This is a genomic window from Helicobacter sp. 23-1044, assembly GCF_053654695.1.
Map to the genome: position 1 here is coordinate 1 of NZ_JBSIUQ010000014.1, position 21,978 is coordinate 21,978.

Consider the following 21,978-nt stretch of genomic DNA (forward strand, 5'->3'; position numbering starts at 1 on the left):
AAAAAAGTTTGATTTTTAGAGTGCTAAATCCCCTGCGCTTGGCGATTCTGCGAATGTGGGAGAGGCGATTAAGCGATGAGGAATACTTCAAAAAAAGACATCAAAAAATCTTTGGTTATGTGCCTAATTTCGCCCACCCAAAGACATTTAATGAAAAAATCATCCATCGCATTTTATTTGATAGAAATCCGCTTTACACGCACCTCGCGGATAAATTAAAGGCGAGGATTTATATCGCTTATAAATTGCGAGATTTTGCGTTTGAGGGGGGGGGGCAGATGAGGTAAAGAACGCAGAATCTACGCCAGATTCTGCAAATTGCGATAAAAATAAATTAGATTCTGCGAAAAATTCCACAGAATCTCCCCCAGATTCTGCGCTTTTTCAAACACTTCAAAAACCAATCGATGAGTTAAAATCCACCCTTTTTGAGACGAATTCCTGCAAGTTTTTGCCAAAACTTTATGGCGTTTGGGAGTGCGTGGAGGCGATAGATTTTGATATTTTGCCAAATTCTTTTGTGTTAAAAACAAATCACGATGGCGGTGGCGTGGTGCTTGTGAGCGATAAAAATGCGCTCTTGCGCGATAAGAGCGCATTTAAATCCGCGATGAAAAAACTAAAAAAGCACCTTGCGACAAATTACTACACACTTTACCGCGAGTGGCATTACAAAAACATCACCCCACGCGTATTTGCGGAGGAGATGTTGTATGAAAAGTTTGAAAATGGGGATTTTCAATACCCAAGCGATTATAAAGTGCATTGCTTTGGTGAGTGTGCGTATATTCAAGTCGATACCGAGCGATTTACAAATCACACGCGCACGATTTTTAACGCGCAGTGGGAAAAAATGGAGTGCGAATATTTATATCCCACGCCAAAAAATATTCCGCCCCATCCGCAGAATCTCGCCCTTATGCTTCAAATCGCCACGCATTTATCGGCGCAAATAGCGTATTTACGGGTAGATTTGTATAATTGTGGGTGCGTTGTGGTGGGGGAACTCACGCTAACGCCAGAAGGTGGCACGGGGCGATTTAGTCCAAATTCGTGGGATGAAAAATTAGGTGCGCTGTGGAAATAGCGCAGATTCTGCGATTTTACACAAAAAAATTTAATAGATTCTGCGATTTTTGCGCTTTTCGCAGAATCTAAATTGCCACGATTTTCTAGCGAACATCCCACAATACCAAAAACGCGCAATCTACATTTTCCACAAGTCACCTAACTTCCTATCCCACTCAGTCGGCGTAAAAATATCCGTCCCACCCGCAGGCGTAAAGGTGAATTCCCCCACAAACACGCGCTTATTGACATTATACAAATCCACGCGCACATACTTTGTCACACTCAAAATTTCCGCGATTTGCAGCATTTGCGATAAATTCGTAGGTTTGCTTGGCAGGGAATTTGGGTGCTTTTGGTAGCGAAAGGGCATCGCCTGCCACTTGCAACTCATCGCAATCTCGCATTGCTTCACAAAGCGATTTGTGATGGTATCGATGTGACTTATCGCACCGCCAAAGCAATGCACTTTATAATCGCTTGGGTATTGAAAATCCCCATTTTCAAACTTTTTCGCGTGAGTTTTCTTAAAACGGCATTTTTAAAATAAAATTTTGCGAATCTCTACTCTTTAAACAATGCCTTAAACATTTTTTCTTTTTCCTCGCTAGACATCGCGCCGTCATCCGCAGAATCTGCCGAATTTTGCGTTAGATTCTGCGTTTTCTCCGTATTTATCGCAGAATCTAGCGCATTTTCCGCGCCTATGTCATTTATGACTAGCTCCAATCCCAAAAGCATCGAAGCCAAGCGGATATTTACGCCATCTTTGCCGATGACTTTGGGCTTTTGTTCGCTGTGGATTGTGATTGTGGCTTTTTCGTCCTCTATTTTTACGCTTTTGATTTTGGCTGGGCTTAACGCATTTGCGACAAAGATTTCAGGGACGGGCGAATACTCGATACAATCGATATTTTCGCCACATATTTTTTTGCTAACGGCGTTGATTCGCACACCTTTCACGCCAACGGTCGCGCCTACCGCATCTACGCGGGGCGTATTGCTTTGCACGGCGACTTTTGCGCGGACACCGGGGATTCGCGCACTTTTGATAATGCTGACTTCCCCATCGGCGATTTCAGGTACTTCAAGGCGCAAAAGTTCCTCCAAAAACTTCGGCGTAGTGCGACTTAGCTCGATTTGAATGCCATATTTTTTGTCAAAATAGATATTTTTCAAAATGCACGAAATATTCTCACCCACCGCGAATCTCTCGCCTTTTATGCGGTTTTTGCGTGGCAATTTTGCGCGTGTAGCGTCAATCTCTACGATACTATCCTCGCTTTTCTTATCCACAAAAATCACCATACCATTGACAATCTTGCCTATGTGACTTTTTAGTTGCTCATAGATTTGATTTTCCAAACTCTTATCCATAAGCTCTTCAAAGTCCTTTAACAGCGCACTTGTAATGTTGCGATTGATGTCAATTTCGCTTAAATTTATTTCAAGCAAAATCTCATCGCCGATGTGAAGTGCGCTACTATCGATATTTGGCAGATTTTGCGCCGAATCTAGCGTGATTTCTGTCTCACTATTAAAATCCGCCGAATCCACCACTTTTAGCTTATAAAAAAGCTTTATGGTTTTGTCTTTTTTGTCAAAATCAATGACATAGTTTTTATCCCAGCCAAGCGTGTTTTTTGCTAATTTTAAAATCTCGCCTTCGACAATATTTTGCACCGATTCAAGCTGCAAACCCTTCTCGTATGCGATAATCTCCATAACATCTAAAATCTTATCCAAATGATTATCCTTTGAAATTTAAAATCGCAAATTATAACAAAATTGCGCTAATTTTTAAGGGTAATTTGCTACAATCCGCAATTTAAAATTTTTCACATTTTTAAGGACGCAAATATGGAATTTAAACTAGCAAAACCCGAGCTAAACAGCAAGGCAAAAAGCATTTCGCTTGATGAAATCATCAAAGTGGCGCAGGAAAATGGTAGCGCGACATTTTATTTGGATAGCGAAAATGGCGCAAAAGACATTCAAAAACTCCGCACTTCGCTAGAAAAAGCAAATAAATCCGTGCAATTAAATGAGCTAAAATATGGATTAGATAGCTATCTTTACGAATTGCATATTATAAGTTACTGATGAATTTCGCAGAATCTAATTTGGTTTGTCATTCTCGCTCATTTTGTCATTCTGAGCGGAGCGAAGAATCTCAAAAATCCCCAGAATCTAGCGCAGATTCTGCGATTTTGGATAAAAAATTGCAAAAAAAACTTTTTATCAAAACCTTTGGTTGTGCGATGAATGAGCGTGATTCAGCCCATATCATCGCAGAACTTGGCGCAAAAGAAAATTACATTCTCACAGATGAGCCAAAAGACGCGGATTTGATTTTGATAAACACCTGCTCTGTTAGAGAAAAGCCTGAGCGCAAACTTTTTAGCGAAATAGGCATTTTTACAAAGCTCAAAAAAAAGGGCGCAAAGCTAGGGATTTGCGGGTGTAGCGCAAGTGCGATGGGCGAATCGATTATCAAAAAAGCCCCTAGCGTGGATTTTGTGCTTGGTGCGCGAAATGTCTCCAAAATCACGCAGATTTTAAATGTCCCAAAAGCAGTCGAAGTCGCCACAAATTACGATGAAAGCAATTATGAATTTGCGCTTGGCGGGGGCGAATCGGGCATTCATAAATTTCGTGCGCTGATAAATATCTCAATCGGTTGCGATAAAAAATGCGCCTATTGTATCGTCCCGCACACGCGTGGCAAAGAGATTTCAATCCCCCTTGATATGATTATAAATGAAGTGCGATTTCGCGCAGAACGGGGCGCAAAAGAGATTATTTTGCTAGGGCAAAATGTCAATAATTATGGCGCGAGATTTTCTAGCCCCCATAAGCGCGTGAATTTCACTGAACTTTTGCGCGAAGTAAGCAAAGTTAGCGGTGTTGAGCGCATTAGATTCGTCTCTCCGCACCCACTGCACTGCGATGATGAGTTTATCGCGGAGTTTGCGAGTAATCCAAAAATCGCAAAATACATTCACTTACCCTTGCAAAGCGGGAGTAGCAAGGTTTTGCGCGATATGAAGCGCGGTTACACAAAAGAGTGGTTTTTAAATCGTGTGGAGCGATTCCGCGCACTTGCCCCAAATGTCGGCATTGGCACGGATATAATCGTGGCATTTCCCACAGAGGGCGAATCTGACTTTGATGAAACGCTTGAAGTCGTGGAGAATGCGCAGTTTGATACAATGTATAGCTTTATTTATTCGCCTAGAAGCAATACAAGCGCGTTTGACTTGTCAGAAATCCCTAAAATCGTGGCAAATGAGCGACTAAAAAAACTGCAAAATTTGCATAAAAAAATTTTAGCGCAAAAAGCAAAGCGCGAAATAGGGCAGATTCATAGCGTGATGATAGAAAATCATAATGATAAGCGCGAATTTGAAGGGCGAAGCGACAATGGCAAATTAGTGCGCCTAAAAAGCGCAAATCCACTTACCATAGGCGCAATCTATGACACAAAAATCACACACGCCAAAAACGGCGCATTGTTTGGAGAAATCGTGTAGATTCACAGAATCCTGCGTGAAAATTTTATAAAAACGCAGAATCTCGCGTGAAATTTTTACAAAAACGCAGAATCTAAAATAAAAATTACCCACCCATAGCCCCCTCCGCAAGGGATGGGGAAATCAAAGCAGATTCTGCGATTTTCGCAGAATCTCTTTTTTGTTGAGATATTTCGCTACGCTAAATCCCCGCGCAAAAAATGGCATTTTTGACATTAAGCGCGTGAAAAATGCACTTATAAAACTTTTTTAGCGATTTAACTTCTTGCGCCAAAATTTTTTTCAAATATTTAAGTCAATTTTCAACCAAACTAAATTAGAATTGCGAAATTTATTTTTTGGAGTTTTTAATGGAAAATTTACCGCAAATTTGGAACACACTTGGCAGTTTAAGCACTATGACTTTTATAAAAATGTCTATAACAGGCGCACTAATTTTTGCCGTAGCCTATTTTTTATATGGCAAGATTCCTACACTGCTAAAAATTGCACTTTTGATTGTAGTGGTTAGTTTATTTGGTAATTATGGCGAATATATCGCAGATAGTGGCTATCACAACTTATTGCTACTTGTCTTTGGATATTTTGTAGTCTGCTCATTTTGGCATACCAAAATGCTAAATCATATCAAACAATTAGCTTATTACAATGGGGGGGGGGGAATTAGCCAGAATCTATAATAATTCTCGCCTATTTTATGCTTTTGGATTTTTGTATGCTTACGGGTTTGGCTTAAATCTAATCTTATTTCCGCTTACAAATGAATATTTTGAATATATCGCTTTAGCTTTTGGGATATTTCTATTCTTTTTAGTTAAAGATTTTGGCAAACTAAATAAAATCTACAAACAAATTAGCGAAATTGTCGGTAGTTTAGATGATAAATATTTGTATTTTACATTGCAAGATATTTATAGTGCTTGTGAGATTAAAGACAAAAGGCTAAAATTTAAAGGCTTTATTGATGAAGTGATTCAAGGTATTGAGTATAGCGGTTCAATTTCTGGCATTATGCTCTATGATAGAAATTTCTACTTTAAGCCAAAGGATTTGCAAAATATTATAAGCGCAATGGAATCTCTTATCAAAGAAACCCTCAAAGTTGCCTACAAAGAAGCCATATCACAAGCAAAAGACATTATAGATTTACCTGCCGAATATTTAGAGGATTTTTTAAAATCAAGTGGCAATGTCAATAAATATATTTTCGATAATGGAGCGTATTTTATCCACAATGTAAATTTGGATAATTTTGTCTTTTGCGAATCCTGTGGCAAGGCAGAGGACAAAAACGCCACAAATGACATTGATGGTGAGTGGTTTTGCTCTAACTTGTGCGAGGATACCGAAAATCGCTGTTTGGAAATTAGTGAGGATTTAAATCCTGTGATTTTAGATGGGGAGAGCTATGAATCTTATAAAGAAAGATTTACCAAAAATCTCTCAAACACCACTTCGACTGCTGCGACTACTTTGGGAGTGGCTGAAGTATGGACGAAAAATTTTAAGGCAATACAAGGAAGCGAGGATTATCTAAAATACATAAAAGGCTATACAGAAAGCACTACAAGCTACACAGATGCAAATGGTAGATTCGTAAAAATCGGTGATTTTGTAGATAGCAGTGGGAATAAAGTTAATCTTAATGCCACAGGACACGGATTTTCAGCAGAGATTATGAATCACGAAAATGACACAAACGCTTTTGAAAGATTTTTTAGGGTAAATAAAAATGAAATCGTAGGTGATGATAATGCCAAACACGGTGCAGACAGAACTGTAGGTGATACTAAAATACAAACCAAATATTGTAAAACAGCTAATAGAAGTGTTAATGCAGCCTGTGATGATAATGGCAATTATGTATATATCGATAAAGATACAGGCAAACCTATGCAACTTGAAGTGCCAAAAGACCAATATGAACAAGCCGTTAAAATTATGGAGGAAAAGATTAAACAAGGACAAGTGCCCGGTGTTACCGACCCAAACGAAGCAAAAAATCTTGTTAAAGGAGGTGTGCCTTACAAAGAAGCAAAAGCCTACTGCAAATTTTGTTCTAAAGAAAGCCTAAAATTTGACGCACAAAATGGAGCTGTTATAGCTGTGGTATCTTTTGGAGTGTCTTTTGTGATAAATACTAGCCTTTGCTATTATAGAGAGCGGGATTTGAAAAAAGCATTAAAAGAATCATTTATCATAGGCATAAAAACAGGTGGCAAGGCATTTGCTGTTTATATGGTAGGCGCACAAATACAAAGAATCCCCGCAATAAATCACTTTTTAGAACAAGTGATAAATTTTAACTTTAATGGTAATGCAGTAGGCAGAGCGTTAGCCGAAGTAGGCAAAAAGGGTGCGTCAAAAGCAGGTGAGAAAGCTGTTCATAGCGCAGCAAATAGCGCATTACGCGGAACTATCGTAGTAGCCGCTGCGACTATGGCGGTTACTTCTAGCGTGGAAGTCGTCCGAATGATGAGAGGGCAAATCTCTGGTATGCAGTGCGTGAAAAATATCGTGGTAAATGCTGGTGGTATCGCAGGTGGCGCAGCTGGAGCATTGGCTGGGGCGGCTGCATTGTCATTTATCCCGGGCGCAGGAACGATAATCGGCGGTTTGGCAGGTGGCATAGTCGGCGGTATGGGTGGCGGAGCAGTGGCTAAAAAGCTAATGGATAAATTTATCGAAGATGATTTAACCAAAAAACGGCGCATATTTTTTGAGCATATCATTGCGTTAAGTGTGCTATTTAAACTATCAAAAGATGAAGGGGCTGAATTTTCTGCCATAGTCAATAAAATCTTGCAAAATGATAATGATTTCTTTGGCAAAAAATTTGAAATTAAAGCAATGTTGCCTTATGCAAATAGCGTTCTAAAACCCATAGTTGTAGCTATCGTATCACAACGCCCAAAATTGCCAAACTTTGATAAAGATATGGTAATAGATGCAGTCGTGGAGGAAATACAAGAGGCTAGTTAGTGCGCTTACTCATTGCGCTAGATTGCAATATAGATTCTGCGATTTGCAATAATTTTCGCAGAATCTCGCACGAAAATTTTATCAAAACGCAGAATCTGCCCCAATTTTGTCATTGCGAGGCGCGTGAGCGATAGCGAACGCAACGAAGCAATCCACGCCTTATTTGTCATTGCGAGTCCTTGCGATAGCAAGGCGAAGCAATCCAAATTTTTGTCATTTGGTTGCTTTGCTACACTCGCAAAACAAGGCAAAGCCGAAGTTTCTTTATCCAATCCTACGGATTGAGCGTAGCGAAAAATCTCAAAAATAGAGTTTCTTCGATTGCTTCGCAATCTCAGAATGACAATTTTATTTAGATTGCCACGAAGTCGCCCGACTTCTCACAATGACGGGAATTTGGCGCACTAGATTCTGCGATTTTTAGCAAAGTCTAAAAGCTAAACACATATCGTGCCGTTACGCTAAATGGGCTATGGAGCGTATTTCTAACTTTTACATTTCCGCCTCCATTGCCATTTATTTTCACGGATATGCTTCTATCAAGCAAAGTGGTTTTCAAAAACGGCACTTTTGCCACTAGCTCAACGCCGTGATTTTTAGCGATATTTGCGCGAAGTCCCACATTTAGCGACAAATCAAAGCCCGTTTTGGCAAGGCTAACGGGAGCTGTGATATTTTGCGCCAAGCTATTCAAATAGTCCTCGTGCTCGTCCAAATCTTGCCCACTCCACGAGTTTCCACCCACTCCAAGCCCGATAAATCCGCCAAAGTCCATCGTCTCATTTGCCACAAAATTTGCCAAAAAATCCACATTCGCGCCGTAATTTATCAAAGTGCCTTCAACTCTATCTTTCCAATTATAGCCCTGCGCTACGGCGTTTGATTTTAGTGTGGCGTGTGTAATGCCGACATTTGCGTAGTAGCGCAATCCCAAGTATTGCGTGAAAAACTGCTTGTATCCTACGACAACGCCGTATTTTACGCCTCCGCCGTCATATTTTGCGCTTTGGTTGAATGCACCGCTGATTTTATTTTCAAATTTTCCCGCGCCATAGCCGATTTCCGCGCCTGCAAATACGCCACTTTCTTCGGCAAATGCGAGATTTGCGCTACAAAAAATTAGCGATAAAGCTATTTTAGGGAGTTTGTGAGTGTGTGTGAAGTTCGCAGAATCTGCGTGGTTTGCGCGACTTAAACCTTTACTGCCCCCCCCCCTATGCGCGAATCTTGTGCGTTTGATAAAAATGTCGAATTTTGTTTCATTTTGGTTTCTCCTTTATGATTAAATTTGCTATAAACCCACGCGAATCGACAATCCCCGCGAATTTATAAACGCGAAATTATAGCAGAAAATTGGATTTATTGTATATTTTTTAGGTTGCGTTGCGCGAATTTATGATTTCGCCAAAGCAATGACGGGGCAAAACACATTAGATTCTGCGATTCGCAGAATCTCGCGTTAAAATTTACAAAAACGCAGAATCTCGCAATGACGATTTTTCAAACTCCCGCAAACGCGCACAAAGCACGCACTTTCTTACGCGCCCTTTGCAGCTGCGCCAAGTCCCCACATCGGCAAGAAAATCCCAAGCGCAAGTAGCAACACCAAACACGCCAAAAAGAAAGTCATTATCGGCTCAATATACGCCGATAAGTTATCCAAAATGTAGTCATATTTGATTTTGTAATACTCTGCCACACTTGCTAGCATTTTATCTAGCTCACCGCTCTGCTCTCCCGTATTTACCATTTGAATGCTCATCGGGTCAAAATATTTTGTCTCAGTGAGCGCATCTGTGAGCGTGACACCCCGCTGAATCGCGCGATTTACGGTGATTAGATTGCTTTTCATATAGTCATTACCTAAAAGTGTGGCAGATGATTCTAATCCCTCTTCTAGCGCAATCCCCGCTTTTAAAAGAAGCGATAAAGTCGTGGCGTATTGCGTGATATTAGATAAAAATACGATTCTGCCTATCAGCTTTACCTTTAAAATATTCTTATCAAAGGCGTATTTGAACTTCTCGCTGCGCTTGTAGCGATTGATAATCAAAATAATCACCCCCGCAATGCAAAACGCCACCAAAATCCCATAATTTGTCAGCACCTCTTCAATACCGATGAGAATCCTAGTAGGCAACGGCAAGTCGCTACCAAGCTCGTTAAATATATCCTTAAACTGCGGGATAACAAGCAAGCACAACGCCACAAACGCCACGCTCATCGCCACCATAACGATTATTGGATAGCGCATCGCTTTTTTAAACTTCGCACGATTATCGCGGAGTTCTTCTAAGTTTTTTACAAGCATATCCAAAGATTCTGCGAGATTACCCGTCTTTTCGCCCAAAGAAATCATCGAAATTGGCAATCCGCCGATGACAAGCTTATGGTCCATAAATGAATCCGTTAGCGTCCGTCCGCTATTTACGCCTGTAAGCACTTCATCAAAAATGCCTACGAGCTTGTCATTATTCGTGTATTTTACCAAATCCTCCAAAGTCGCCTGAATCGAAATCCCCGCATTTAGCATAAAGCTCATCTGCTTAAATGCCGCAATCAAGTCATCATAGCGAATCGCCTTATCCTTCGTCATATCCGCATACAGCTTCAAATATGCCGGCGGGTCAGCTTCAACTGCGGAGATGGGTTTTAGATTATGCTTATTTCTAGCAAGCTCAAATGCCGCATCTGCCGTCATTGCTTTGATTGTCATCTCAACTTTTCTGCCGTTTTTCTTTGCTTTTACTTTAAAAAATTTCATAGTTTTGCCACCCTATACACTTCATCTAAACTCGTCCTACCCTCCAACGCCTTTGCTAACGCGTCCTCAAACATCGTAACAAAGCCATCTTTTCTAGCCTCCGCCAAAAGCTCATCTTTTGTCGCATTTGCCGAGATAAGTCGCCGCATACCTTCTGTGCCAAGCACGACTTCTGAAATAACCTCCCTGCCTGAATACCCCTGCATACCGCACTTTGAGCATCCGTGCGATTTGTAGAAGTGGTAATCCTCCGGTATCAAATTTTTGATTTGATTTAGCATTTTTTCAGGTGGCTCTACTTCATATCGGCATTCTGGGCAAAGTTTGCGCACAAGTCTTTGCGCCTGTAATCCACACATTGTCGAGCCGATGAAAAATGATTCAACGCCCATATCAAGCAAACGCGCAACCCCGCTAATGGCGTCATTTGTGTGAAGTGTCGCTAACACCAAATGCCCTGTGAGTGCCGCTTGGAGTGCGATTTGCAAAGTCTCTTTATCCCTAATCTCGCCTACCATTATGATATCCGGGTCTTGTCGCAGAATCGAGCGAAGCCCCGCAGCAAAAGTCATACCCGCGCGCTCATTTACCATCACCTGCTGAATCATATCCATTTGATACTCCACAGGGTCCTCAACCGTGATGATTTTGTGCGTGACACTTTTGATGGCATTTAGCGCGGCGTAAAGAGTAGTCGTTTTCCCGCTCCCTGTGGGTCCTGTAACTAGCACAATGCCATTTGGCTGTTTGATTGCTTCATTAAATCTATCGAAATTTAGCTCACTAATCCCCAAGTCCTCCAAGCGCACGAGCACTTTGCTCTTATCCAAAATCCTAATAACGATTGATTCGCCCGTGATAATTGGCAAAGTAGAGATACGAAAATCATAAGGTTTATTTAAAATAATATCGCTGTAACGCCCATCTTGCGGTTTTCTACGCTCGGCGATGTCCATATTTGCCATCAATTTAATTCGCGAAGCAAGTGGCGCAAACATATCTTTATCAAACTTAAATGCTTCTCTCATCACGCCATCCACGCGGATTCGCACCAAAGTGCTTTTTTCAGTGCCTTCGATGTGAATGTCGCTTGTCTTTTGCTTAATCGCCGTTTCAAAAATCACATAGACAAGCTTTGTAATCGAGCTTTGATTCACATCATCGGCGAGTAAAATATTTTGCGAATCGCCGCTAATTTCTTCGCGGATTTTTTTAACGAGCAATTTTACAGAATCGTGCAACGAAATGCGAATCACAATCCCCACAATCTGCTCTTTTTTAGCGATACAAAATGCTACCTTTTTGCCACGAATGGAGCGCGCCATCGCGTCCCTTGCCTGAATGTCAAATGGGTCTGCCAAAACCACCTTTACTTCGCCACCACTCTCGCTCAGCGGGAAGCTCAAATATCGCTCAATAATCGCAAACGGCACTGAATCTGCCACTTCGGGATTAAACTCAATCGCGTCTAAATCCACATACTCCATATTTAGCATTCTTGAGAGCAACTTCAAAATATTCTCTTCGCTATTTGGGAAGTCCTCCAAAATGGAGATTAGATTTAGCTCGCGCCGTTTGCAAAGCTCGACAAAAAATCCAAGTAATTTCGTCTCTTCTAAATATCCTAAATCCACTAAGATTCGGACGATTTTTTTGCGGCGGACTTGCTTTTTTTGCTCTTCTAGTGCTTTGTTTAATTGCTCATTTGTGATTAAACCAGCGGAGATTAGTCTATCTCCAATTCTCACTTTTGCCACTAGATGATGCCTTGTCGCATTTTGTTTAGCACATCAAGTGCGTCTTTGGCGTTTGTGCTTGAAGTGTAGCGGTCTAAAACGGAGATTGCCTGCTCTTTTTTGCCGCTTAAATAAAGCGACTTTGCATAAATTATCCAACTTTCGCTTTTTTGCTTACCACGCGAATCGGCATTTGACGCGTTGAGTGCCCATTTTATGCTGTTTTCATAGTCTTTGATTTCATAGTAATATCGCGCAACTTCAATGGCGGTTTTGTAGTCTTTGTTGTTACGAAAATCTACTTTTTTAAATTCGATGGTTTGCTCTTTTGTGATATTTTGCGAAGTGATGAGTAGTGGCTTTTTGGGTTTAGATTCAGCGATTTGGGGCGTAGTTTGAGATTCTGCGCTATTTATTGGTTTGTCAAATACGCGCACTTCTTCAACGCTCGTCTTTGGTATTTGCCTTTTAGCGGGGGTGGCGATATTTTGATATTTGTAAAATCCCGTATCGACAAACATATTCACATCTACGATTTGACTATATTTATCACTAATATTCACCCAACCATTTTGCGTTTTCGCCCAACTGCTATTGCTTTCACTCGCGCAAAAAATAGCATCCATTGGATAATAACCAAGTGGCGTGGATTTTACAGAGGCATTTTGCCTTGCGGTGAGTTTATCTACGATGACTTGCCTGCAAATAAATTCTATTTTGTCTTTATCTTGCGTGAGCGCAGAATCTGCGGTAGATTCTGCGACTTTATTAGATTCTGCGAAATTCGCAGAATCTGCATTAGAATTTATGACTTTCGCAGAATCTAGCGGTATTTTTGGCGCAGAATCTACGCTTTTTACTAGATTCTGCGGATTTTGGGCAATGCGATATTTTTTATCAAAAACTTGCATTTTGATAAAAAATGTAAGAAGCGCGATGAATGCCACAAGCAAGGCGACAAATAGATAAAATATCGCCCTTTTATATTTGTATGCTTTCCAGCGACCCTCTAACTCTACAACTTTTTTCATCCAAAAATCTTAATCCTCGCTGACAACTTCTTCGATATTTGCCTTGACATCGCCTGTTTTGATGATTTCATTCACATTTTCGCTATATCCTAAATCCTGCAAGCTTGGATTGTCATTTCGCTTAACAATATGCGGAGTGATGACAATCACCATCTCAGTGGTTTCTTCTTTTTGCGAATCATAAGAGAAAACATATTTAAAAAGTGGGATATGTCCTAAAAATGGCACTCTATTTTTTACAACTGTCGCATTTTTATTTATCAAACCGCCAATTACGATTTTATCACCATCTTTTGCACGGATGAGAGATGAAAGCTGACTTGCACTTAGGTTTGGTGGCTCCAACAAAGCCGTAGCTTGATTTTCCACTGTGGTATCTTTTGTCTTTGTAATGCTTGGATTGATTTTTAACATAATGTATTCGCCCTGAATGGATGGCGTAATATCTAGTAAAACACCGGCAAACACACTTGGATAATCCTCGTCGGTTGTAGTTGATGAAGTCCCGCTAGTCGCCGTTAAATATGATGAAGTTTTCTTATAGCGCAAAATGCTTCCTACGCTAATTAAGGCGGGTTGATTACTTAGCGTTAGCACTTTTGGATTTGAAACAGAGCGCACCGTGCCATAAGTAGCCAAAAGCTCTAAAACACGATTAAACGACATACCAGCCGGGACAAATCTCCAAGGACCAAATTTCTCCCCTGCGGTAATGTCACCTTGTTGCTGATTTGGTACATTAAAATTAGTTAAATTAAACACTTGATTCCAATCCACACCAACGGTGTTGCCATTATTATGCGTAACTGTCAAAATATTTACATCAATTAGCACTTGATTTTGAAGCTGTGCCTCTAAATCTTTGATATATTTTCTAGCGCGCTCAATTTGCTTAATCGTCCCTGTAATGCTAATAAATCCAGCTGCTTTATTCACCACAACTGCTTGTCCTTGGATACCAGCACTTGTATTTGCCTTTTTGACATTATTATCTGCGGTAGCACCATCATTTTCATTGCCCTCGCCCTCCAAACTCGCTGGTTTATTTGGGCGATACTCATCGCCGGGGCGAAATGTGATTTCAAAAATCTCTTTTTCTATTTTATCCCAAAAGTTATAATCATCAGTGGATTTTATTTTTGTCCCGCTAACGCTATCTGCCGTCCCGCTTTCACTGCTGCCACCGCTAGAAGTTCCGCTACTGCCACTGCTACTACCACTTGAAGTGCCCTGTGATAGTGTGATATCTGTGCTACTTTCGCCCGTCCTAGCAGTGCCAATATAGTTAATCCTAAAAGTCTCAGTCATAAGATATGAAATCCGCAGAATCTTACCATCAAACTCGTAATTTAAGTCGTGCTCCGTTAGCAATAAATCAAAGATTTTCTCCAAGGGCCACTCAACGACATTCAGCGCAGGCGCAGAATCTGCTAATTTATTCTTCGCGGCATCATCGCGCATAATCATACTATAACCGCACTCATTTGATAGCTGCACTAAAAGTTCGCCTATCGTAGTCCCATCCGTAGCACCAGAATAAAAACTAAATGTTTTATCCTCGCACACGCCACCTGCTTTTAACAAACCTAAAAACACCAATGATACAAAAATATACTTTTTCATCCTAATCCTACCTACTTATCGTTAAATTTGCTTACTATGATTTCGACTTTCTTTGGCATTACTGCTAAATTCACATCATCAAGTCCCTTAATCCGCGCATCCGCAACGCGCAAAGTCACCTTATCTTTATCGATTTTGATAACCTTCCACCCTACGATTTCATCGCATATTTGCTTGCCACTTTCCACTTTACACTCCTTCACCCATTTGTCATTGATGTGGGCAACATATCGCTGTTTTTCCGCAGAACCCATCGCAGAATCTGGTGCCACAACAATGCTCTTAACTTTTAGTGTAAGCACATCTTGTGCCAACTGAACTTTTTTCGCCTCTCGCTCTGCCATATCCTCCGGCTGACGATAAACATACACAAACGGGTCATCTACATTCCCCCCATTATCTTGGAAAAACTGCTCTCTCTCAAATCCCACAATATCATCTTTCAACTTAATATCCGGGTCTGCTGACGCGATAGTCGCCTGTGCTTCTGGTGCTTTTGCCTCATTTGCCATAAGCACAAATACAGCGATAAATGATAATAGCACTGCCTTCATCATACACCTCCTTTAAAATTGCGTATCAAAATGCTGAAATTAAGGCGATTATCCTTACTTTCGATGATTATACTATCAAGCGAGACAAACTGCCCGAAAGTCTCCAACCAATCGATATATTCTAAAATTTTATTATACCTGCCATAACCATACAGCACAAAGTTAGAATGCGTCATCCCGCCAAGACTGATATTATCTTGAAACTCAATATCCGTAGCATTTACGATAAGTCCTAATTCAGTTGCCTTTTTACTCGCCTCATCAAATGTGAGAAACCAATCTCTACTGCTATCAAAAACATCATTTAGCAGACCATTTAGTCGCTTCAAAGTGCCTTGTGCTTGCACTATTTGCTCATTTGTGCTACTTATTTGCTGCTCTAATGCCAAAAATCCGCCACTATCCATAGAGTTTATATAATCTCGTTCCTCTGCCACTTTGGTGCTAATATCGTTATGCGAGTATTCATATCCAGCGCGATATTCACTTGCCATATCATATACGCCAAAATACAGTGCCGCTGCTATTGCCGCACCGACAATTAACCCAAATAATGCCCGTTCGGATGAGTTCTTATCCGCTAGATAATCATCTAATTTATCTAGTTGTTCGTAAAATTGTGTTTGCAGTTGATTCATCGCACCACCACCTTAACTATTGAATTTAAACGCTGACTAACCCTCTTTTCCAAATCGGGATTTATGCTAAAATCATATTTCGCACTGATTGATTCAACTTCAAGCGTTTCACTCGCAGAATCTAGCGCAGATTCTGCGGTATTTGCGACATTTTTAGCGACATTTGCAATCTTTTGCGCGGGGGTTTGCTCTGCTTTATTTGGCGCAGTGTCCCTAGATTCTGCGAATCTTTGCACTTTTGTGGTTTTTACACTTTTATAAATCTTTTGATTATTTAGATTTAAGATAAAGTCCGAAATGTCTTTTTGCGTTTTGGCAAAGAGGTTTAGCTCGACAATCAACTGCTGATTATTATTCGCAATCGCCGTGTATTTCACAATATCTACCTTGCTATTTTTGGCGACTTTTAAAATATCATCTACGACTTTTGACTTTTGGATATATCCCACTTGCCAAGTGTGAATATCGCTCATATTTCCACGCACATCGGCAATCTCTTTATCAATTCCCGTTTTTGTTTGGCGCAAAGAGTCAATTTGCGTTTTTAGCTGTCCTTCCCTACCGCGATATTCCTCCGCTTGTGGGTGTAAAACGCTATCATATTCACTTTGCAAAGTATCGCCTCTAAAACTTAAAAATGCGCCCATTCCCAAATTATACACAGGATACGCAAGTGAAAGCACGAAAATCCCCGCCACAATCATCACAAACTGCCCGCATTCTCTTTGAGAAAGTGGCTTTGGACGCTTTGCATACGAGAAGTTTGGCAGTTTTGACTGCGGGTCGTTGATATATAAGTCCGCATAGTGCATTGCAATGCTTGCTATCGCGTGCTCGCCCCTTTGCACATCGGTAAATGCGAGTTGATTAAATGGCTGCACATCAATCAAAAATGAATCTTTGAAAAACTGCAAGTAAGCATTATCATACTCCGAACTCATCCCAAAATACATTGTGTGCGGGTCTAAATCCTGATAAACTCGCTTAATATACAAAATATTTTCCTCAATGTCTCTGCTGATTTTATCTAGCATTGAGTCGATTGACGCTTTGTGCTCGGCGGATTCCTGTGAGTTGCCAGAGATGAAGTTTTCAAACTCGGTTGTGCTAAGTTCTAGCGAAGTTTCTTGATTAAACTCCACGCGGAGGCGGTGCATATTGCAACCTATTGTTTTTACATAAATCGGTTCGCCCTTGCTATAAAAGGCAAAAATCCCGCTATTTGCCCCTACAAATACAAAAATATGATTATCCGCCACATCTAATTTGCCCTTTTTATAAAGCACAAGTGGCAAAAATGGCGAAGCGGTGATAACATCGATAAACTGCGACTTTGCGACTAAATCATCATAAGTTTTCTCTAACTGCCCCGCATCGATGGCATAAACATCATAATTCCAATGGTCTGCGTCAAAACTCGTCTCAATCTTAAAATACGATATTTCATAACTCGCATCCGTGGGGATATTTAGTTGCTTATAAGTATTTTCGATGATGAAGTCGTCTATGTCGTTTTCATCCGTATCTTTTGGCACTTCGATATTTGTTTTGAGTAACAAATCAAAATTTAGCAAAGTGGCAATTCTAGCACTTGGCGTGACTGCCTTTGTAAATTGCGAAATTTTCCCGCCCTGCGATGTAAAAGATATTTTCGAATCGCAGTTATAATACAGCAAATTTGCCGTTTTCTGCTTTATGCTCTTTTTCCCTGAACTAAACAGCGATGATATATTAAACTTCATTTTTATCCCTTGCTGACAAAATATTTTATCAAATCGGTATTATCGTTTCAATATTTATAAAAATTTGAAATTTTAGCAGTAAGTTTATAAATTTTTGTATATTATTTTTAAAAATCTACGATTTAAGATAAAATATTTTGAATTGTGGTAAGATTTTATTTATTTTTGATTTACGAAAGGAAAAGGAAATGCAAAATTTACAAGATTCTGCGCTAGATTCTGCGAAATTCGCAGAATCTACGACAAAACACAGCGCAAGAACCGCCTTTACGATGATTGAGCTCATTTTCTCCATCGTCATTGTCGGTTTTATCATCCTCTCCATCCCGCTAATCGTCCGCCAAAGTAGCGCAAATACGATGATGTCGCAAAATGTCATCGGTTATTACAACGCGCTAACGCTTATGGAGACGATAAAATCCAAACCTTGGGATAAAGAAAATGTCGATGATTTTCAAAATTCTGGCGTGTATTATATCCTAAACACGGGCAACACAGCGACAGATTGCAAGCAAGTCGCCGTTGAAAAATTCATAAACGGCATAAAAACAAATGTCACCGAAAATATTATGACAAAAAAGGGACTTGCAAACGCAAATAAACGCCGTATGTGCGACCCAAATACGAAAGTCGCGTCTTTTATCTTGCCAAACTTTAAGGATTTAAACTCCATCAATGATTTTCACACTTATGAGATAAAAGTCAAAGGTGGCAGCGAGCGGGACAAAAATGGCAATGTTACAAATCTAAATAATGAGATTTTTGCACTAAGGACAACTATTGCGTATAAAGATTTTGGCGATGGGGATGGCAATAGCGCGAATACTGCATATAAAATCATAAATCCCCGCTTTACTCGTAGCGATATTAAGGAAATCAAAATCGAGTTAAGACGCATCGACCCAAATGGTGGCAATGAACTCTCCGCCGTATTTACATATTATGCGACAAATATCGGCACGGATATCCCGCTAATCAAAGACAACACGCAGAATCCATAAAGGGGGAGAGATGAAAAATTTTAATAAATTCGCAGAATCTACCACAAAAAGAAGTGCCTTTACAATGTTAGAACTCGTCTTTGTCATCGCAATCGTAGGACTTGTCTCAGTCGCAGGTGGCAAGGCAATCGTGCAGATTCTCACAAACTACACTTTGCAAAAGGAATTCGCTAGAATTGAGTTAGATTCTGCGTCTGCCATCCGCCAAATTTCAAGTTATTTGCAAAATTCTATTTGGGATTCGATTGCTATTCAGGGGAACAATAATTATACTTCAATGCCCTTTGTAAATAACGCCGAGCAGGGTAAAATCGGCATCGAGCACGGCACGAGATTATATTTCATCGAAAAAAATAAGAACATCGAGCAGGGATATTTTGATGGTAATCGAAGACTAAATTTGCCGTTATTTAGCGGATTTGTCGATGTGGAAAAGAGCGGTTGCAAAATGAATAACGGGAAAATCGAGGGTTGCAACATAATTTATAGTCAAAGTTCAACGGATAATATGCGAAGTTTCATAAACAGCGATAAAATCGCGCTGTATTTCCCATTTGTCAATGTCGGGACGAATAGTTATGTGGGGAATAAATATTACGCACAAAAAGTAACGGACAACACCGCGATTTTCCCCATTCGCGGATTTAGCTACAACAATAAAGACAAGCAGGAAGTTATGGAACTTTTTAGCGTCCCAAAACAAATAGGCGATGTGGCGATTATCGTAAATCAACTGCCAAGTTTCATCACCATCGAAAATGGCGCAAATCAAAATTATGAAAAAGGCGACTTGACAATCACCCAAAGCGTCCAAACGACTAAAACCACGCTCATCGCCAAGCGCGTCTCAAATCTCCACATTTGGACGGAGGCGAGTTCTAGTCTCATTCGCATTCGCATTTGCTTTGAACCAAGCGTGGTAAAAAGCGTGATGGATGAATTTTGCAAAGAGGGGATAATAATGCAATGAAAAAGGTAAATGATATGAAAGAAAATAAATTTGTTGTGAGATTCTGCGAACGCAGAATCCAAACAATCCAAACAAATCTTTCGTCATTGCGAGGGAGCGAAGCGACCGAAGCAATCCAAAAAAACAATCCTATGGATTGCCACGATTTGCCTTTGGCAAATCTCGCAATGACGGAGAGCAATGCAGATTCTGCGAATCGCGCGAATTTCGCAGAATCTAATATAAAAAACAACTCAGATTCTGCGAAAATCGCAGAATCAAATGCGCGCAGAATCCCGCAAATATACGCAAGAGGCAATCGCGCTGCCTTTGGTATGATTTTTGCGATAATCTTAACCATCATAGTCGCCGGACTTGGCATTTTGGGACTGAAATTTAGCGCAAAAACGCTAAACACCACGACAAATGAATACATCGCAATTCAATTAGATTTATATCTAAACTCCACTGCGGAGTTAGCGATTTTATATGCGCAACGAAATGGATTTATTTGCGCGGAGGGCGCAGATTGCGATTTAGGACCGAATAATATTTCAGGGCAAACCGCCGGCAGAAATAAACGGCAAAACCCTGCCGACCCGATTGAAAAATATATCGAATACGGCGCAAATGGCGAGTATAAATTCAACTTCAAAATGACGCCATTTGATAATTATGACGAGTATGACGCAAGAGTGTATATGCAAAGCGCAGACCTTATTTCGTGCAAGGCGGATGTGCAAAAACCTGAAAATGCAAATAAGCGATGCTACGAAATACAAGAGGAAACCAAAAACGCCTTTTTGCTTGACATTTCAGGTAGCGTCACAAATCCAATCACAAATCAAACTTTGCGCGTTACCAAACGGCAAATCATTAAACCTTAAAAATGGAGTAGAAAATGGAAGAAACGAACTTAAATTACGACATCAGTATGCTATTAAGAACCACCGTAAAGCACAACGCAAGCGACTTGCATTTAGTCGCACGAAGCGAACCGCAAATCCGAATCGATGGGATTTTGGTAAAGCTAAATTTGCCTGTGCTAGACAAAAAGGACATCGACAAACTTTGCTATTCGCTTCTAACCGACAAGCAAAAAAAGACGCTTGAAGAAGAGAGAGAGCTAGACTTCTCAATCGAGTTAGAGGATGTGGGGCGATTTAGGGTGAATTACTATTACACGATGGGGAGCGTGGCAGCGGCGTTTAGGACGATTGTCACCAAAATCCCAACGCTTGATAGCATAAACGCACCGCAGATTTTAAAACAGCTAGTTACCCGCCGAAAGGGTTTGATACTCGTTACAGGACCCACAGGTAGCGGGAAAACCACCACCGTTGCCGCGATGATAAATGAAATCAATCAAAATGAAAAAAAGCACATTTTGTGTATCGAAGACCCCATCGAATATGTCCATAAGGGCATAAATTGCCTTTTTTCATACCGCAATTTGGGCGAGGATACAAAGTCATTTCAACGCGCGCTAAAATCCGCACTACGCGAAGACCCAGACATCATATTCATCGGCGAGATGAGAAATATTGAAACGATGGAAATCGCCCTTGAAGCCGCCGAAACGGGGCACTTGGTGATTGCCACACTTCACACAAACTCCGCAGCGCAAACGATAAACCGCCTTGTAAGCTCATTTGAGGGCGCGAAACAAGAGCAAGTGCGAAGCCAAGTGGCAATCACAATCGAGGGCATTTTGTCACAAATCTTGCTCCCACGCGTAGATGGCGGACGCGTAGCGGCAAATGAAATTCTAATCGGCACGCCCGCGATTCGCAACCTAATCCGCGAAAACAAAATCCACCAAATCAACTCACAAATGATGATAGGACAAACGCTAACCGAGATGAAAACAATGGCACAAAGCCTAAATGAGCTTTATGGCAATCGCATAATCTCAAAAGAGGAATACGACATCGCAAGCGCCACGCTGTGAGTTTTTGCGGATTTGTGTAAATTTTATAAGTTTTATGAGCTTTGCGAGTTTTGCGGGGAGATTCTTGCGCTTTTTGTGTGAAATTCTACAAAAACGCAGAATCTACGCTAATATTGTCATTCTCGCGCGAAGTGTAACGAAGCGAAGAATCTCAAAGATTCTGCGAAATTTACTTGATTTGCAGAATCTAGCGCGTTTATTTTTTGTCATTGCGAGAAGTCGCACTTTTAGGGCGACTTCGTGGCAATCCAAAAAAATCAAACACGAATCCACTACGCCGTCATTGCGAGATTCGGCAATGCCGAATCGAAGCAATCCATAAAAAACAATCCCACTCATTTTCTTAAAAATCCCCACAATTTCTTACAAATTTTTTCACTTTTTTATTGACTTGCGTTTTTTTTTT

General features: G+C 40.6%; 24 protein-coding genes. 12 read left to right on the top strand and 12 right to left on the bottom strand.

Features of this window, described 5'->3' with window-relative positions:
- The first annotated feature begins 53 nt into the window (after positions 1-53).
- Positions 54-287 (top strand): hypothetical protein, encoded by a 234-nt coding sequence (locus ACWIUD_RS10355; protein WP_454148939.1) that lies wholly within the window; start codon positions 54-56, stop codon positions 285-287.
- A 12-nt stretch (positions 288-299) separates the two neighbouring features.
- On the opposite strand, the gene ACWIUD_RS10360 is transcribed toward ACWIUD_RS10355, so the two are convergent.
- A complete protein-coding gene (locus ACWIUD_RS10360; protein WP_454148837.1) occupies positions 300-458 on the bottom strand; it encodes a hypothetical protein in 159 nt (52 codons plus the stop codon).
- Here ACWIUD_RS10360 and ACWIUD_RS10365 point away from each other — a divergent pair.
- Positions 452-1,087 carry an ATP-grasp fold amidoligase family protein gene (locus ACWIUD_RS10365; RefSeq protein ID WP_454148838.1) on the top strand — a complete coding sequence of 212 codons (636 nt, stop codon included), beginning with the start codon at positions 452-454 and terminating at the stop codon, positions 1,085-1,087. The two genes, ACWIUD_RS10360 and ACWIUD_RS10365, sit on opposite strands and share 7 nt — an antisense overlap.
- 120 nt (positions 1,088-1,207) lie before the next feature.
- On the opposite strand, the gene ACWIUD_RS10370 is transcribed toward ACWIUD_RS10365, so the two are convergent.
- Positions 1,208-1,507, bottom strand: coding sequence for an ATP-grasp fold amidoligase family protein (locus tag ACWIUD_RS10370; RefSeq protein ID WP_454148941.1), 300 nt, complete (start codon positions 1,505-1,507; stop codon positions 1,208-1,210).
- Between ACWIUD_RS10370 and ACWIUD_RS10375 the strand changes: the two genes are divergently transcribed.
- The gene (locus ACWIUD_RS10375; protein WP_454148947.1) at positions 1,418-1,618 is read left to right on the top strand and encodes a hypothetical protein; all 201 of its coding nucleotides are present in this window, start codon (positions 1,418-1,420) and stop codon (positions 1,616-1,618) included. The two genes, ACWIUD_RS10370 and ACWIUD_RS10375, sit on opposite strands and share 90 nt — an antisense overlap.
- A 14-nt stretch (positions 1,619-1,632) precedes the next feature.
- On the opposite strand, the gene nusA is transcribed toward ACWIUD_RS10375, so the two are convergent.
- Positions 1,633-2,814, bottom strand: coding sequence for a transcription termination factor NusA (gene nusA / locus ACWIUD_RS10380; RefSeq protein ID WP_454148839.1), 1,182 nt, complete (start codon positions 2,812-2,814; stop codon positions 1,633-1,635).
- Positions 2,815-2,928: 114 nt separating this feature from the next.
- Here nusA and ACWIUD_RS10385 point away from each other — a divergent pair, with 114 nt between their 5' ends.
- The 4 genes from ACWIUD_RS10385 to ACWIUD_RS10400 all read left to right on the top strand — a co-directional run bounded on the left by ACWIUD_RS10385 (position 2,929) and on the right by ACWIUD_RS10400 (position 7,583).
- Complete coding sequence (locus ACWIUD_RS10385) at positions 2,929-3,171, top strand: HP0268 family nuclease (RefSeq protein ID WP_454148840.1); 243 nt, start codon at positions 2,929-2,931, stop codon at positions 3,169-3,171.
- Between the two features lie 119 nt (positions 3,172-3,290).
- On the top strand, positions 3,291-4,601 hold the full coding sequence (miaB, locus tag ACWIUD_RS10390) for a tRNA (N6-isopentenyl adenosine(37)-C2)-methylthiotransferase MiaB (protein WP_454148943.1): 1,311 nt from the start codon (positions 3,291-3,293) through the stop codon (positions 4,599-4,601).
- A gap of 350 nt (positions 4,602-4,951) precedes the next feature.
- Positions 4,952-5,281 (top strand): hypothetical protein, encoded by a 330-nt coding sequence (locus ACWIUD_RS10395; RefSeq protein ID WP_454148841.1) that lies wholly within the window; start codon positions 4,952-4,954, stop codon positions 5,279-5,281.
- The gene (locus ACWIUD_RS10400) at positions 5,250-7,583 is read left to right on the top strand and encodes a hypothetical protein (RefSeq protein ID WP_454148842.1); all 2,334 of its coding nucleotides are present in this window, start codon (positions 5,250-5,252) and stop codon (positions 7,581-7,583) included. Before ACWIUD_RS10395 ends, ACWIUD_RS10400 begins: the two co-directional genes overlap by 32 nt.
- A gap of 17 nt (positions 7,584-7,600) precedes the next feature.
- On the opposite strand, the gene ACWIUD_RS10405 is transcribed toward ACWIUD_RS10400, so the two are convergent.
- The 9 genes from ACWIUD_RS10405 to ACWIUD_RS10445 form a co-directional block, all read right to left on the bottom strand.
- Positions 7,601-7,915, bottom strand: coding sequence for a hypothetical protein (locus tag ACWIUD_RS10405; protein ID WP_454148843.1), 315 nt, complete (start codon positions 7,913-7,915; stop codon positions 7,601-7,603).
- 98 nt (positions 7,916-8,013) lie between these two features.
- Positions 8,014-8,517: an outer membrane beta-barrel protein gene (locus ACWIUD_RS10410; RefSeq protein ID WP_454148844.1), complete on the bottom strand. Its 504-nt coding sequence runs from the start codon at positions 8,515-8,517 to the stop codon at positions 8,014-8,016.
- A 603-nt stretch (positions 8,518-9,120) separates the two neighbouring features.
- Complete coding sequence (locus ACWIUD_RS10415) at positions 9,121-10,347, bottom strand: type II secretion system F family protein (protein WP_454148845.1); 1,227 nt, start codon at positions 10,345-10,347, stop codon at positions 9,121-9,123.
- Positions 10,344-12,104 (bottom strand): GspE/PulE family protein, encoded by a 1,761-nt coding sequence (locus ACWIUD_RS10420; RefSeq protein WP_454148846.1) that lies wholly within the window; start codon positions 12,102-12,104, stop codon positions 10,344-10,346. Before ACWIUD_RS10420 ends, ACWIUD_RS10415 begins: the two co-directional genes overlap by 4 nt.
- A complete protein-coding gene (locus tag ACWIUD_RS10425) occupies positions 12,104-13,114 on the bottom strand; it encodes a tetratricopeptide repeat protein (protein ID WP_454148847.1) in 1,011 nt (336 codons plus the stop codon). The genes ACWIUD_RS10420 and ACWIUD_RS10425 overlap by 1 nt, the downstream gene beginning before the upstream one ends.
- Positions 13,115-13,123: 9 nt before the next feature.
- Positions 13,124-14,737, bottom strand: a complete 1,614-nt coding sequence (locus ACWIUD_RS10430) for a secretin N-terminal domain-containing protein (RefSeq protein ID WP_454148849.1) — start codon at positions 14,735-14,737, stop codon at positions 13,124-13,126.
- Between the two features lie 11 nt (positions 14,738-14,748).
- Entirely contained in the window at positions 14,749-15,294 is a 546-nt protein-coding gene (locus ACWIUD_RS10435) for a hypothetical protein (RefSeq protein ID WP_454148851.1), read from the bottom strand.
- Complete coding sequence (locus ACWIUD_RS10440) at positions 15,291-15,929, bottom strand: hypothetical protein (protein WP_454148853.1); 639 nt, start codon at positions 15,927-15,929, stop codon at positions 15,291-15,293. The genes ACWIUD_RS10435 and ACWIUD_RS10440 overlap by 4 nt, the downstream gene beginning before the upstream one ends.
- Positions 15,926-17,671: a hypothetical protein gene (locus tag ACWIUD_RS10445; RefSeq protein ID WP_454148854.1), complete on the bottom strand. Its 1,746-nt coding sequence runs from the start codon at positions 17,669-17,671 to the stop codon at positions 15,926-15,928. The genes ACWIUD_RS10440 and ACWIUD_RS10445 overlap by 4 nt, the downstream gene beginning before the upstream one ends.
- A 188-nt stretch (positions 17,672-17,859) precedes the next feature.
- On the opposite strand from ACWIUD_RS10445, the gene ACWIUD_RS10450 reads away from it, so the two are divergent.
- From ACWIUD_RS10450 to ACWIUD_RS10470, 5 genes are read left to right on the top strand one after another with little or no spacing between them, the layout of a single operon-like run.
- Positions 17,860-18,672 carry a hypothetical protein gene (locus ACWIUD_RS10450; RefSeq protein ID WP_454148855.1) on the top strand — a complete coding sequence of 271 codons (813 nt, stop codon included), beginning with the start codon at positions 17,860-17,862 and terminating at the stop codon, positions 18,670-18,672.
- 10 nt (positions 18,673-18,682) lie between these two features.
- The gene (locus ACWIUD_RS10455; RefSeq protein WP_454148857.1) at positions 18,683-19,642 is read left to right on the top strand and encodes a type II secretion system protein; all 960 of its coding nucleotides are present in this window, start codon (positions 18,683-18,685) and stop codon (positions 19,640-19,642) included.
- Positions 19,639-20,508, top strand: a complete 870-nt coding sequence (locus ACWIUD_RS10460) for a hypothetical protein (protein ID WP_454148859.1) — start codon at positions 19,639-19,641, stop codon at positions 20,506-20,508. The genes ACWIUD_RS10455 and ACWIUD_RS10460 overlap by 4 nt, the downstream gene beginning before the upstream one ends.
- Positions 20,509-20,522: 14 nt before the next feature.
- A complete protein-coding gene (locus ACWIUD_RS10465) occupies positions 20,523-21,572 on the top strand; it encodes a type IV pilus twitching motility protein PilT (protein WP_454148860.1) in 1,050 nt (349 codons plus the stop codon).
- A gap of 4 nt (positions 21,573-21,576) precedes the next feature.
- Complete coding sequence (locus tag ACWIUD_RS10470; RefSeq protein WP_454148862.1) at positions 21,577-21,894, top strand: hypothetical protein; 318 nt, start codon at positions 21,577-21,579, stop codon at positions 21,892-21,894.
- The last annotated feature ends 84 nt before the right edge of the window (positions 21,895-21,978 follow it).

What these genes read in the sequence shown, in the direction of transcription:
- ACWIUD_RS10355 (WP_454148939.1), top strand. Translation starts at nt 54, where the DNA reads ATGTGGGAGAGGCGATTAAGCGATGAGGAATACTTCAAAAAAAGACAT.
- ACWIUD_RS10385 (WP_454148840.1), top strand. Translation starts at nt 2,929, where the DNA reads ATGGAATTTAAACTAGCAAAACCCGAGCTAAACAGCAAGGCAAAAAGC.
- ACWIUD_RS10395 (WP_454148841.1), top strand. Translation starts at nt 4,952, where the DNA reads ATGGAAAATTTACCGCAAATTTGGAACACACTTGGCAGTTTAAGCACT.
- ACWIUD_RS10400 (WP_454148842.1), top strand. Translation starts at nt 5,250, where the DNA reads ATGGGGGGGGGGGAATTAGCCAGAATCTATAATAATTCTCGCCTATTT.
- ACWIUD_RS10415 (WP_454148845.1), bottom strand. Translation starts at nt 10,347, where the DNA reads ATGAAATTTTTTAAAGTAAAAGCAAAGAAAAACGGCAGAAAAGTTGAG.
- ACWIUD_RS10425 (WP_454148847.1), bottom strand. Translation starts at nt 13,114, where the DNA reads ATGAAAAAAGTTGTAGAGTTAGAGGGTCGCTGGAAAGCATACAAATAT.
- ACWIUD_RS10430 (WP_454148849.1), bottom strand. Translation starts at nt 14,737, where the DNA reads ATGAAAAAGTATATTTTTGTATCATTGGTGTTTTTAGGTTTGTTAAAA.
- ACWIUD_RS10435 (WP_454148851.1), bottom strand. Translation starts at nt 15,294, where the DNA reads ATGATGAAGGCAGTGCTATTATCATTTATCGCTGTATTTGTGCTTATG.
- ACWIUD_RS10440 (WP_454148853.1), bottom strand. Translation starts at nt 15,929, where the DNA reads ATGAATCAACTGCAAACACAATTTTACGAACAACTAGATAAATTAGAT.
- ACWIUD_RS10445 (WP_454148854.1), bottom strand. Translation starts at nt 17,671, where the DNA reads ATGAAGTTTAATATATCATCGCTGTTTAGTTCAGGGAAAAAGAGCATA.
- ACWIUD_RS10450 (WP_454148855.1), top strand. Translation starts at nt 17,860, where the DNA reads ATGCAAAATTTACAAGATTCTGCGCTAGATTCTGCGAAATTCGCAGAA.
- ACWIUD_RS10455 (WP_454148857.1), top strand. Translation starts at nt 18,683, where the DNA reads ATGAAAAATTTTAATAAATTCGCAGAATCTACCACAAAAAGAAGTGCC.
- ACWIUD_RS10460 (WP_454148859.1), top strand. Translation starts at nt 19,639, where the DNA reads ATGAAAAAGGTAAATGATATGAAAGAAAATAAATTTGTTGTGAGATTC.
- ACWIUD_RS10465 (WP_454148860.1), top strand. Translation starts at nt 20,523, where the DNA reads ATGGAAGAAACGAACTTAAATTACGACATCAGTATGCTATTAAGAACC.